Source organism: Gilliamella sp. ESL0441 (assembly GCF_019469185.1).
In the GTDB taxonomy this organism is placed as follows: domain Bacteria; phylum Pseudomonadota; class Gammaproteobacteria; order Enterobacterales; family Orbaceae; genus Gilliamella.
Genome location: NZ_CP048264.1, coordinates 142,539 through 155,538, shown reverse-complemented (window position 1 = coordinate 155,538; position 13,000 = coordinate 142,539). Strand labels below are relative to the sequence as shown.

12 protein-coding genes are annotated in these 13,000 nt (G+C 37.5%); 9 read left to right on the top strand and 3 right to left on the bottom strand.

Translation table 11 applies throughout. The features are described 5' to 3' along the window. Nucleotides 1-63 precede the first annotated feature (63 nt). The 3 genes from GYM75_RS00715 to xthA all read right to left on the bottom strand — a co-directional run bounded on the left by GYM75_RS00715 (nt 64) and on the right by xthA (nt 4,079). Entirely contained in the window at nt 64-1,734 is a 1,671-nt protein-coding gene (locus tag GYM75_RS00715; protein WP_220216310.1) for a molecular chaperone HscC, read from the bottom strand. Nucleotides 1,735-1,910: 176 nt separating this feature from the next. Beyond that, entirely contained in the window at nt 1,911-3,242 is a 1,332-nt protein-coding gene (xseA, locus tag GYM75_RS00710) for an exodeoxyribonuclease VII large subunit (RefSeq protein WP_220216309.1), read from the bottom strand. Between the two features lie 30 nt (nt 3,243-3,272). Further along, entirely contained in the window at nt 3,273-4,079 is an 807-nt protein-coding gene (gene xthA, locus GYM75_RS00705; RefSeq protein WP_220216308.1) for an exodeoxyribonuclease III, read from the bottom strand. 115 nt (nt 4,080-4,194) lie between these two features. Here xthA and tyrA point away from each other — a divergent pair, with 115 nt between their 5' ends. From tyrA to atpD, 9 genes are all read left to right on the top strand, one after another. Beyond that, complete coding sequence (gene tyrA / locus GYM75_RS00700; protein WP_220216307.1) at nt 4,195-5,316, top strand: bifunctional chorismate mutase/prephenate dehydrogenase; 1,122 nt, start codon at nt 4,195-4,197, stop codon at nt 5,314-5,316. Nucleotides 5,317-5,431: 115 nt separating this feature from the next. Beyond that, nucleotides 5,432-6,769, top strand: a complete 1,338-nt coding sequence (glmM, locus tag GYM75_RS00695; protein WP_220216306.1) for a phosphoglucosamine mutase — start codon at nt 5,432-5,434, stop codon at nt 6,767-6,769. A 255-nt stretch (nt 6,770-7,024) separates the two neighbouring features. Then, on the top strand, nt 7,025-7,807 hold the full coding sequence (gene atpB, locus GYM75_RS00690) for a F0F1 ATP synthase subunit A (RefSeq protein WP_220216305.1): 783 nt from the start codon (nt 7,025-7,027) through the stop codon (nt 7,805-7,807). 34 nt (nt 7,808-7,841) lie between these two features. Beyond that, nucleotides 7,842-8,069 carry a F0F1 ATP synthase subunit C gene (gene atpE, locus GYM75_RS00685; RefSeq protein WP_370632135.1) on the top strand — a complete coding sequence of 76 codons (228 nt, stop codon included), beginning with the start codon at nt 7,842-7,844 and terminating at the stop codon, nt 8,067-8,069. A gap of 24 nt (nt 8,070-8,093) precedes the next feature. After that, nucleotides 8,094-8,564 (top strand): F0F1 ATP synthase subunit B, encoded by a 471-nt coding sequence (gene atpF / locus GYM75_RS00680; protein WP_065558535.1) that lies wholly within the window; start codon nt 8,094-8,096, stop codon nt 8,562-8,564. Nucleotides 8,565-8,577: 13 nt separating this feature from the next. Next, complete coding sequence (atpH, locus tag GYM75_RS00675) at nt 8,578-9,111, top strand: F0F1 ATP synthase subunit delta (RefSeq protein ID WP_220216304.1); 534 nt, start codon at nt 8,578-8,580, stop codon at nt 9,109-9,111. A gap of 11 nt (nt 9,112-9,122) precedes the next feature. Then, nucleotides 9,123-10,664, top strand: coding sequence for a F0F1 ATP synthase subunit alpha (gene atpA / locus GYM75_RS00670; protein WP_220216303.1), 1,542 nt, complete (start codon nt 9,123-9,125; stop codon nt 10,662-10,664). Between the two features lie 14 nt (nt 10,665-10,678). Further along, complete coding sequence (gene atpG / locus GYM75_RS00665; protein ID WP_220216302.1) at nt 10,679-11,548, top strand: F0F1 ATP synthase subunit gamma; 870 nt, start codon at nt 10,679-10,681, stop codon at nt 11,546-11,548. 49 nt (nt 11,549-11,597) lie between these two features. After that, a complete protein-coding gene (gene atpD / locus GYM75_RS00660) occupies nt 11,598-12,980 on the top strand; it encodes a F0F1 ATP synthase subunit beta (RefSeq protein WP_065558531.1) in 1,383 nt (460 codons plus the stop codon). Nucleotides 12,981-13,000 lie beyond the last annotated feature (20 nt).

Here is a 13,000-nt window from a genome sequence, read left to right as displayed (position 1 = left end):
ATAAACTTTCCCTTTTATATCAATAATAAAAGGGGAGAAGTTTATAAATACTACTTTGAATAATTATCTATCAAGATCTTTAAGTTCAGACTCAATATCACAACGAAACTCATTAATTTCATCTGGATTTTGACGATTTAATACATCAAGAAATGCTTCAAGATAAGATCCAATTAAATGACGTTCATCACCAAGTGATTGCGCCCATGCACGTTCCAATCTAGCTAATAATGTACGATTTTGCATTTGATCTCGGGGATGAATTTTCAGTGATTTTAAACGTTCATGACTTTCCTGTTTTTGTTGTTCTGTTAACCCTATCGGGCTATGATCGATTACCTTGCCGTGTTGCTTACCTGTTTCAAGTACCACAACATCGACCTCTAATAATCCATTTAAATCATAACTGAAACGAATATCAATCCCTTGTTTTTTTTCCATAGGCGTCAAAGGAACTTCAAACTCATCAATTAACACATTGTTTTCAACACGTGGATTTTCGCCTTGATAAACAGCTATAGAAATCAATTTTTGTTGTGGACGACTAGTATAAAAAGTCTTCACTTTGGAAGTTGGTACAATTGTATTGCGTTCAATAATGGGGGAAAATAAGCCATGAACATTATCCGACGCACTTTCAATACCTAATGTGTAGGGACAAACATCGGTCAAAATAACTTCTTCCACATCTTTATTACGCAATCGACAAGCTGCTTGTACTGCAGCACCTTGTGCCACAATAGTGGTCGGATTAATATGGCGATAAGGTAATTTGCCAAATAATTTGGTAACCAGTTCACGCACAACGCCCAATTGAGACGAACCACCCACTAACACAATATGTTCTAGTTGATTCGGCTTCAACCGAGCGTCACTTAACGCTTGCTCGACCGGTGCTCGAAGGCGATTTAATAATGGCAACCAAATCATTTTAGCTCGATTTTCGTTAAGCTCAAATTGCCACTCTTTATCTTGCCAAAACCAAGTTAAATGTTGCATCTGTTCGCCGTTTAACTTGCATTTTAACTGTTCTGCTAAATCAAGTAATCTGGCATAATCATCGGCTGAAACATCTTGCTGTTTAATATTCCATTCACTTAAGCAAGCTTTAACAATATCATGAGTAAAATCTTCTCCCCCTAAATAATTATCGCCCGCCGAAGCATGGACTTCGATAATTGGCATAGAGTATTCAAGTACGGTGACATCAAATGTCCCCCCACCCAAATCAAAAACTAATGTATTACCGGATTGTTCATCATGCAAGCCATATGCCATGGACGCTGCAGTTGGTTCATTAATTAAACGTACCGCGTTTAATCCAGCAAGTTCAGCTGCAAAACGGGTTTGTTTGCGCTGCTCATCATTAAAATAAGCAGGGACAGAAATCACCACATCATGAATGTTTTGTTTTAGAAAAGCTTCAGCATCAGCTTTTAAAGATTTTAGGACAATTGCAGAAAGTTCTGTTGGCGTAAACTTCTTATCGCCTAATTCAAAAACTTTATTCGATCCTAAAAAACGTTTAAATGCTGACGCACTCTGATTGGGATGAGTTGTTAATCGTGATAACGCTGCTCGACCAACTAAAATGGAGCCATCTTCATCAATACTTATTGCTGATGGTGTTACCACTTCTCCAATTGCGTTGGGAATCAGCGTCGGTTTACTATCTTGCCAAACACAAATTAAGCTGTTTGTTGTACCTAAATCAATACCTATTGGGGGATGCATAAATCGTCTATTCTCTTATGTGCTTAAATATTATTAGTTATTAAAAATTTTTAACGCAGTATCATATACTGCGTTACTATTTTAATGACAATTTTGTCTGATTAAAATAATCAGTATACTTTATTGTTTAAAATTGAAGATTAGTATTATGATTTTTATCATAATAATTAATTATTTTATTTCACCTCAGTAATTTGACTGACTAACATCCCTTCTTTTAACCTTGTCGTGATACATTCACCCACTTTCACTTGTTGACTATTACAAATTACTACATCATGTTGGTTAGTAGTAATTGAATAACCTCGCTCCAACGTTGCCAGCGGACTTAAATTATTAAGTTGTGAGGTTTGTAAAACAAATTGATGTTGCGACATTGCTAATTTTTGTTTAATCATATTAATCAGTTGCTGTTGCTTTTGATATAATGTCTGACCATAAAACGTGATGTGATATTCTGGCGAAACACTCAATAATTTTCTATCTAATCGATTATATTGATTGGTAAGTTTAAGCAAATGTTGCTGAATATTTTCATATAACGCGTGTCGATAAGTAATGAGTCGATTTAATTGTTGAGATAGCTTTGCTTGGGGATGTTCCGCCTGAAGTCGATGAAACCATTTATTCAATATTTCGCGTTGTCTTGTTAAGTAATAATCCATCGCCATCGATAAATGTTGTTCTTGTATCTGAATTCGCCGAATCTGTTCTTTATTGTCATGACTAACAAGCTCTGCGGCAGCGGAAGGCGTCGCTGCTCTCACATCAGCAACAAAATCAGCTATTGTGAAGTCAATTTCATGTCCAACTGCACTTACAATAGGTAGTTGACTAGCAAATATCGCTCTTGCAACCACTTCTTCATTGAATGACCAAAGATCTTCAAGCGATCCACCTCCTCGCCCGACAATCAACACATCACACTCTTGACGTGCATTTGCTATTTGGATCATCTTGGCTATTTGACCAGCAGCTTCTGTACCTTGAACTTGGGTCGGATAAATGATTAGCTGTAAACTGGGATCCCGGCGTTTTAAAATCTGACAAATATCATGCAATGCCGCCCCAGTTGCTGAGGTAATAATACCAACAGTACGAATATTTTCTGGTAAACTTTTTTTATAGATAGGATCAAAGAGTCCTTCATCAGATAGTTTTTGTTTTAATTGCTCAAATTTTTGTTGCAGTAATCCTGCACCAGCCGGTTGCATTTTATCAATGACTAATTGATATTCTCCACGAGCTTCGTACAATGTCACCATCGCTCGAACTAAAACTTGTTGCCCATTTTGTGGTGTAAACCCCGTTCGAAAATTACTATTTCGAAACATCGCACAACGCACTTGGGCAGCATCATCTTTAAGCGTAAAATACCAATGCCCTGAAGATGGACGAGAAAAATTCGAAATTTCGCCAACTAACCAAATTTGACCAATCGCATCAGAAAGTAGATCTTTGACCATTTGATTAAGATCTTTTACCGATAAAATCGAATTATTCAACATGTACTCATCCTTCTTAATGATACTAAAAATTTATGTTAAATCGAATTCAGCCCAAATTGGTGCATGATCAGACGGTTTGTCCATGGCTCGAATATCATAATCAATGCCAGTTTGCTGACAATAGGATAATAATTTTTGACTGGCTAAAATTAAATCGATGCGCAGTCCAGTAAAGGTATCAAAACCTTTAGATCGATAATCAAACCATGAATAGTCTTGCTCAGTTGGATGTGCATGACGATAAGTATCGATAAAGCCTAATGACATTAAATTACTCATCCACTCCCGCTCTTCGGGTAAAAATGAACATTTACCAGTTCGTAACCAACGTTTACGACTATCATCAGAAATACCGATATCTAAATCAGTTGGGCAAATATTCATATCTCCCATTATCAAGGATAACTGATTACTCAATTGATGTTGGCGTAAATAATCAATCAAATCATGATAAAACTTACGCTTGGCAGGATATTTAACTTCATGATGCAAACTTTCACCTTGTGGAAAATAACCATTTATCACGGTTAAATTTCCTTGGTTGGTCGGTAACTCTGCCATAATTAAACGGCACTGCGCATCATCACTATCGGTTGGAAAGCCACACTGCACTGATATTGGTTTTTGTTTGGTTAATAACGCAACACCATAATGCCCTTTTTGACCATGATAATGTAAGTGATAACCAAATTGTGCTAACTCTTCGACAGGAAATTGATCATTGTGAACTTTGGTTTCTTGTAAACCAATAATGTCGGGCTGATGTTTATCAATAATTGCGGCTAACTGATGAATGCGTGCACGCAGGCTATTAATATTAAATGAGATAACTTTCATGATAAATTTATTATATTCGATTTGATGTTTAGATTTAACCATGCTATCAAAAATACGATATACTGTTAAGCTATTACAGTAAAAGCTACCATTTGTGATAAAGGAATCACCGAATATGACAACGGAATTACTTAAACTACGCGATAAAATTGATGAGGTCGATAAATCAATCTTATCACTTATTACTCAGCGATTAGCCTTAGTCGAAGAAGTTGGCGAAGTAAAAAGCAAATATGGTATTCCAATTTATGATCCTAAGCGTGAAGCTGAGATGTTAGCGAAAAGACGGCAAGAGGCAGAAAATTTAGGTATTTCTCCAGCGCTAATCGAAGATATATTACGGCGACTAATGCGAGAATCTTATATTAGTGAAAACGACAAAGGTTTTAAAAAAGTTTATAAAGGCCGAGGATCAATTGTTATTATCGGTGGCAATGGACAAATGGGGCGATTATTTGCTCGATTATTTACGCTTTCAGGTTATGAGGTAAAAACATTAGGCTCAAAAACTATGCATCAAGCCTCGCAGGTAGTTGCCGATGCTGCTGCAGTTATTGTGACCGTACCAATAAATAAAACCTGTCAAATCATTCAACAATTACCTACTCTACCTAAAAATTGTATATTAACCGATTTTACATCTATCAAAGTAAAACCGCTTCAAGCCATGTTAGAAAAACATCCAGGCCCTGTCGTTGGCTTACACCCTATGTTTGGTCCTGATGTGCCTAATTTAGCGAAACAAATTATAGTGTATTGTGAAGGAAGAGAGCCAGAAAAATACCAATGGCTTATCGATCAAATGCGAATTTGGGGGGCAAACTTATGTGCTATAAGTGCCAAAGAGCATGACAAATGCATGTCATTTATCCAAGCATTACGCCATTTCACCTCTTTTTCCTATGGGGTTAATTTACAACGCGAGCAAGCAGATTTAGAACAATTAATTGCGTTATCTTCACCTATATATCGCCTTGAATTAATGATGGTCGGAAGGCTATTTGCTCAAGACCCTGAACTTTATGCCGATATTATTATGGCATCAGACGATAATATTGAATTGATTAAACGTTATTATCATTGTTTTGGGCAAATGGTCAACTTGATTGAGCAACGCGATAAAGGTAAATTTGTTGAGAATTTTAATCAAGTTACAAAATGGTTTGGTCCTTATGCACAACGCTTTATCAAAGAAAGCCAAGTTTTATTAAAATTTGCCAATGACAACAGAGAATAGTTTTAAATTTAAACATACATATTATCTTCACTATTTATACAAGATAAAAACGAAATTTATGCAATAAAATACTAACAGATTTATCAAGAGTTAGACCTTAATATGAGGAAATAAGATGTCTGAACGAAAATATTTTGGTACGGATGGTATTCGAGGTAAAGTTGGGCAATACCCTATTACTCCGGATTTTGCTCTTAAATTAGGCTGGGCTGCTGGGCGGATATTAGCTAAAGACGGCGTGAAAAAAGTCTTAATTGGTAAAGATACACGGATATCAGGCTACATGCTTGAATCAGCACTTGAAGCAGGATTTGCGTCTGCCGGTGTTGCTGCTGCCTTTACAGGCCCAATGCCAACGCCTGCTATCGCATACTTAACTCGAACTTTTCGAGCTGATGCGGGTGTTGTCATTTCTGCTTCACACAACCCTTTCTATGATAATGGTATTAAATTTTTTTCTACCGAAGGGAAAAAACTTGCAGATTCAATTGAATTAGAAATTGAAGCAGAATTAGAAAAAAATATAGATTGTGTCGAATCCAAACAATTAGGACGTGCCAGCCGTATTACGGATGCTGCAGGCCGTTATATCGAATTTTGTAAAAGCACCTTTGATCATGAGCTAAGTCTATCGGGTCTGAAAATTGTAGTCGATTGTGCGAATGGCGCAACCTACCATATTGCGCCAAAAGTATTGCGTGAGCTAGGCGCAAAAGTCATCAAAATTGGCTGTGAACCTGACGGTGTAAATATTAATGAAAATTGTGGTGCTACTGATGTCAGAGCATTGTCAAAACGAGTTATTGATGAACAAGCAGATTTAGGTTTTGCATTAGACGGGGATGGTGATCGCATTATAATGGTTGACCATGAAGGTCGAAAAATTGATGGCGATCAGATTATTTATATCATTGCTCGCGAAGCACTCAGACAAGGTCAACTACAAGGTGGTGTTGTTGGTACATTGATGAGCAATATGGGACTTGAAATAGCACTAAAAAACCTTGGCATACCTTTTGTTCGTGCTAAAGTTGGTGACCGTTATGTCCTTGAAAAACTTATTGAGAAGAAATGGCGTTTAGGGGCTGAAAACTCAGGTCATGTTTTGCTATTAGACAAAACAACAACTGGCGATGGAATTATTGCTGGTCTACAAGTTTTAAGTGCTATGGTTCGCAACGATATGTCATTAGCTGACTTATGTAGTGGAATGACGATGCTACCTCAAATATTAATTAATGTTCGTACATCAGGTGAAAACGATCCACTAAACGATTCAACGGTAAAATCAGTTATTGAGAGCGCAGAAAAAAAACTGGCGGAAAATGGCCGAGTGTTAATACGAAAATCAGGGACTGAACCACTAATACGAGTAATGGTAGAAGGGATTGATGAATCAGTGGTGGTAAAATTAGCCGAACAGATTGCACAAGCTATTAAAGCTAAAAAATAAAATTTTTAATGTGATATAGTAAAGATATTATTAAAAATAATTTATTAATAAACATATTAATAACAAGCGGCATTCTTTACATAAAATTATTTAAATTCATGCAAATTATTTGTTTTTTTAATAATTTCTTGACTTTATATAGGTAATTGAGTTTAAATTAGTAGCTTAGGGTTATTACAGCGATTGTCTATACCTTTTAATATAGACAAAACATTGTAATATGTTTTTATTTTTAGGAATAAGTAAGAAGGTTATATGGCAGTTTCCTCTCCGGCTTCGCCACAAGCTTATATCAAGCACCATCTTGAAAACTTACAAGTAGGTTCAGGATTTTGGACCCTTAATCTCGATTCATTATTTTTTTCAATTTTAATGGGTTTTGTTTTCTTATGGATTTTTCATCGTGTTGCCAGAAAAGCAACAAGTGGAGTACCAGGTAAATTACAGTGTGCTGTCGAGATGATTTTTGAATTTGTTAATAATACTGTCAAAGACATGTTCACTGGTCAAAATAAACTCATTGCGCCATTAGCGTTAACTGTGTTTATTTGGATTTTCTTAATGAACTTATTGGATTTAATCCCTGTTGATTTTCTTCCTTACGCAGGCCAATATCTTGGTCTATCCCATTTAAGAGTAGTGCCAACTGCAGATGTCAGCATTACTATGTCAATGGCTTTAGGCGTATTTATCTTAATTATCTTCTATTCTATCAAGTACAAAGGAATTTCAGGATTTATTAAAGATTACACCCTTCATCCATTTAATCATTGGGCTTTAGCACCAATTAATTTAGTTCTTGAACTTGTTGGCCTATTAGCTAAACCACTATCTTTAGGCCTACGACTTTTTGGTAATATGTATGCTGGTGAGCTTATTTTTATCTTAATTGCGGCGTTAATACCTTGGTGGTCACAATGGGTATTATCCTTACCGTGGGCCATCTTCCATATTTTAATTATTACATTACAAGCTTTTATTTTTATGGTGTTGACGATCGTTTATTTAGCAATGGCATCGGCAACAGAAGAACATTAATTTCAATATTTTTTATATTAAACTGGAGTATATAATGGAAATTTTATATGTAGCCGCAGGCATAATGATGGGATTAGCTGCTGTAGGTGGCGCAATCGGTATCGGTATATTAGGTGGAAAATTCTTAGAAGGGGCAGCTCGCCAACCGGAATTAATCCCTATGTTACGAACTCAATTTTTCATTGTTATGGGGCTAGTGGATGCGATCCCAATGATTTGTGTGGGTATTGCGCTTTATATCATCTTTGCTGTAGCCGGCTAATAAAAATTTAAGAGGAATCGTCTCATGAATATGAACGCAACTCTCCTCGGCCAAGCAATAACATTTGTATTGTTTGTTTGGTTCTGTATGAAGTTTGTTTGGCCTCCTGTTATCGCTGCGATTGAAAAACGTCAAAAAGAGATAGCTGATGGACTTGCTTCAGCAGAAACAGCAAAAAAAGATTTGGAATTAGCCAAAGCAAATACATCTGACTTAATGCAACAGGCTAAGGTTGAGGCTAATGCAATTATAGAGCAAGCCAATAAACGCAAAGCAATTATTCTTGAAGAAGCACAACAAGAAGCAATTCGAGAAAAAGAACGAATTGTTGCGCAAGGATTTGCTGAAGTAGAGGCTGAACGTAAACGAGCTAAAGAAGAGCTTAAACAACAAGTCGCTACACTTGCTATTGCTGGTGCAGAAAAAATTATTGAACGCTCTGTTAATGAAGCCGCAAATAGCGACATCATTGATAAACTCGTAGCTGAATTATAAGGAGACTAGAGCAATGGCAGACTTAATTACAATTGCTCGCCCTTATGCTAAAGCTGCTTTTGAGTTTGCGGTAGAAAAAAATAACATCGAAACTTGGCATAAAATGTTAGTGTTAACATCTGAAGTTAGTCAAAACGAGCAAATTCGCAGTATTTTGACATCTGACATGAAAGCCGATTCGGTTGCTAACTTACTCATCAATATCTGTCAAGATGTATTAGATGAGTTTAGTACTAATTTTATTAAGATTATGTCTGAAAACAAACGGTTATCACTTCTTCCCGAAGTGCTTACACTGTTTGAACAATATTGTTCAGAAAAAGAAGCGCAAGCAGATGTCGATGTCATTTCGGCACAAGCACTGTCTAACGAACAACTTGATAAGATTTCTATCGCTGTCGAAAAACGTTTATCACGAAAAGTAAAACTAAAATGTCATATTGATCCATCGCTCATTTCTGGTTTTATTATTCGTACGGGCGATATGGTTATTGATAGTAGTATCAGAGGGCGTTTAACAAGATTAAATGACGCTCTACAGTCTTAAGGGGACTGATAATGCAGCTAAATTCAACTGAAATAAGTGAACTAATTAAAGAGCGTATTGCTCAGTTCAATATTGTGAGTAACGCTCACAATGAAGGAACGATCATATCGGTAAGTGATGGTATCCTTCGAATCCACGGATTAACCGATGTCATGCAAGGTGAAATGATTTCACTACCCGGAAATCGTTACGCAATGGCGTTAAACCTTGAAAGAGATTCTGTCGGTGCAGTCGTTATGGGACCATACGAAGATCTATCCGAAGGGATGAAAGTACAATGTACTGGTCGTATTTTAGAAGTACCTGTCGGCGATGGTCTATTAGGTCGGGTTATTAATACCCTTGGTGAACCAATCGACGGTAAAGGTTCAATTCAAAATGATGGTTTTTCTCCTGTTGAAGTCGTCGCACCTGGTGTTATCGACCGTCAATCGGTTGACCAAGCATTACAAACCGGTTATAAAGCCGTTGACTCAATGATTCCTATCGGACGTGGTCAACGTGAACTTATCATCGGAGACCGACAAACCGGTAAAACCGCATTAGCAATCGACGCAATTATTAACCAACGTAACTCAGGTGTTAAATGTATCTACGTTGCCATTGGTCAAAAACAATCAACCATTGCCAATGTTGTACGTAAACTTGAAGAACATGGTGCACTAAAAAATACCATTGTTGTTGTTGCATCCGCTTCTGAATCAGCGGCATTACAATACTTAGCGCCGTACGCAGGTTGTGCAATGGGCGAGTACTTCCGTGATCGTGGTCAAGATGCATTAATTGTTTATGATGATTTATCTAAACAAGCGGTTGCTTACCGTCAAATTTCATTGTTACTTCGTCGTCCACCTGGACGTGAAGCTTATCCGGGTGATGTATTCTATTTACATTCTCGCCTACTTGAACGTGCAGCACGTGTTAACGAAGCGTATGTTGAAGAGTTCACCAAAGGTGAAGTGAAAGGTAAAACAGGTTCATTAACGGCTCTACCGATTATTGAAACCCAAGCTGGTGACGTTTCAGCGTTCGTACCAACTAACGTAATTTCAATTACTGATGGTCAGATATTCTTAGAAACCAGCTTGTTTAACTCTGGTATCCGTCCTGCGGTTAACCCGGGTATTTCGGTTTCTCGTGTAGGTGGTGCTGCACAAACTAAGATAATGAAAAAATTATCTGGTGGTATTCGTACAGCCCTTGCACAATATCGTGAATTAGCGGCGTTTTCTCAGTTTGCATCTGATTTAGATGAAGCAACAAGAAACCAATTAAGTCATGGTGAAAAAGTAACTGAATTATTGAAACAAAAGCAATACTCACCAATGACAGTTGCTGAACAATCAATTGTTCTTTATGCAGCAGAGCGTGGTTATCTTGAAGATGTTGAACTCGCTAAGGTTTTACCATTTGAAGCAGCACTACTAGCTTATGCGCATAGTCAATATGCCGATTTTGTTAAACAGATTGACGAGACAGGCAATTACAATGATGAGATTGAAAGTAAGTTAAAAGCAATGCTTGATAGCTTTAAATCAACTCAAACTTGGTAAGGGTGAGGTAACAAATGGCTAATGCAAAAGAGATCAGAACGAAAATTGCCAGTATCCAAAGTACGCAAAAGATCACAAAAGCAATGGAAATGGTTGCCAATTCCAAAATGCGTAAAACGCAAGATAGAATGGCATCTTCTCGTCCATATGCCGAAATGATTCGTGAAGTAATTGGACATTTAGCGTTAGCTCAGATAGGTGCCAAACATCCTTATTTAGAAGAAAGGGATGTAAAACGAGTTGGTTATCTTATTATTTCAACCGATCGTGGTTTATGTGGTGGTTTAAATATCAATCTTTTTAAAACTGTCGTTGCTGATATGTCAACATGGCAGGAAAAAGGTGTAGAAGCAGATGTCGCATTAATTGGTTCACGAGGGGTTTCGTTTTTCTCATCAGTAAAAACAAACATTTTAACCCAAGTGACTAATTTAGGTGATGAACCAGAATTATCTGATTTGATAGGTCCAGTAAAAACGATGCTTGAGTCGTATGACAATGGGAAAATTGATAGATTATATATCGCAACGAATAGATTTATTAATACCATGTCGCAAAAACCGACTATTCAGCAATTATTACCATTACCACATTCAGAAGATAAAAAACTCACTGCTTCAACATGGGATTATATTTATGAGCCTGATGCTAAATCGCTTTTAGATGTGATTTTACGTCGTTATATTGAATCACAGGTTTATCAAGCTGTGGTAGAAAATCTAGCGAGTGAACAAGCAGCAAGAATGGTGGCCATGAAAGCAGCAACCGATAATGGTGCAAATTTAATCAATGAATTACAGATTGTGTATAACAAAGCACGTCAAGGTGCGATTACCAATGAATTGATTGATATTGTATCGGGCGCAGCTGCTGTTTCAGGTTAATGCTAAATATATTGGCTTATAGTTAAGAAAAAGACGTAGAGGAATAAAAATGGCTACTGGAAAGATTGTCCAGATCATCGGTGCGGTGGTTGATGTCGAATTCCCAGAAGATGCAGTACCAAAGGTATATGATGCATTAGAAGTGGAAACTGGCGCCGAAAAATTAGTTCTGGAAGTTCAGCAACAATTAGGTGGTGGCGTTGTTTGTTGTATCGCAATGGGATCATCTGATGGTTTAAGACGTGGACTTAAAGTCGTCAACACAGGGCACGGCATTGAAGTACCGGTAGGTACTAAAACACTAGGTCGTATTATGAACGTACTTGGTGATCCTGTTGATAAAGCAGGTCCAATTGGCGAAGAAGAGCGCTGGGCTATTCACCGTGCAGCGCCAACCTATGAAGAACTGGCTAACTCAACTGAGTTACTTGAAACCGGTATTAAAGTTATCGACTTAATTTGTCCGTTTGCAAAAGGGGGGAAAGTCGGTCTTTTCGGTGGTGCAGGTGTAGGTAAAACCGTTAACATGATGGAGTTAATCCGTAACATCGCTATCGAACATTCTGGATACTCTGTATTTACAGGTGTTGGTGAGCGTACTCGTGAGGGTAATGACTTTTATCATGAAATGAAAGAATCAAACGTACTTGATAAAGTATCGCTTGTTTATGGTCAGATGAATGAGCCACCTGGAAACCGTTTACGCGTAGCGTTGACAGGATTAACGATGGCTGAAAAATTCCGTGATGAAGGTAAAGACGTACTCTTATTTATCGATAATATTTATCGTTATACCTTAGCCGGAACAGAAGTATCGGCACTATTGGGTCGTATGCCATCAGCAGTAGGTTATCAACCAACATTAGCCGAAGAAATGGGTATCCTTCAAGAACGTATTACATCGACTAAAACGGGGTCAATTACATCAATTCAAGCCGTATACGTACCAGCCGATGACTTGACAGACCCATCACCAGCGACAACCTTTGCTCACTTAGATGCAACAATCGTATTAAGTCGTCAAATCGCTTCATTAGGTATCTATCCTGCGGTTGATCCACTTGATTCAACCAGTCGTCAATTAGATCCATTGGTTGTTGGTCAAGAACACTATGATTGTGCACGAGGCGTGCAATCAATTTTACAACGTTATCAAGAATTAAAAGATATTATCGCTATTCTTGGTATGGATGAGTTATCAGAAGACGATAAATTGACCGTGGCTCGTGCACGTAAAATTCAACGCTTCTTATCTCAACCATTCTTCGTTGCCGAAGTGTTCACTGGCTCACCGGGTAAATATGTGCCATTAAAAGATACAATCAGTGCTTTTAAAGGTATCATGAATGGTGATTATGATCACATTCCTGAACAAGCATTCTATATGGTTGGTTCAATCGATGAAGCGATTGAAAAAGCGAAATCTCTGTAAGAGATTCATTGAACGGAGAT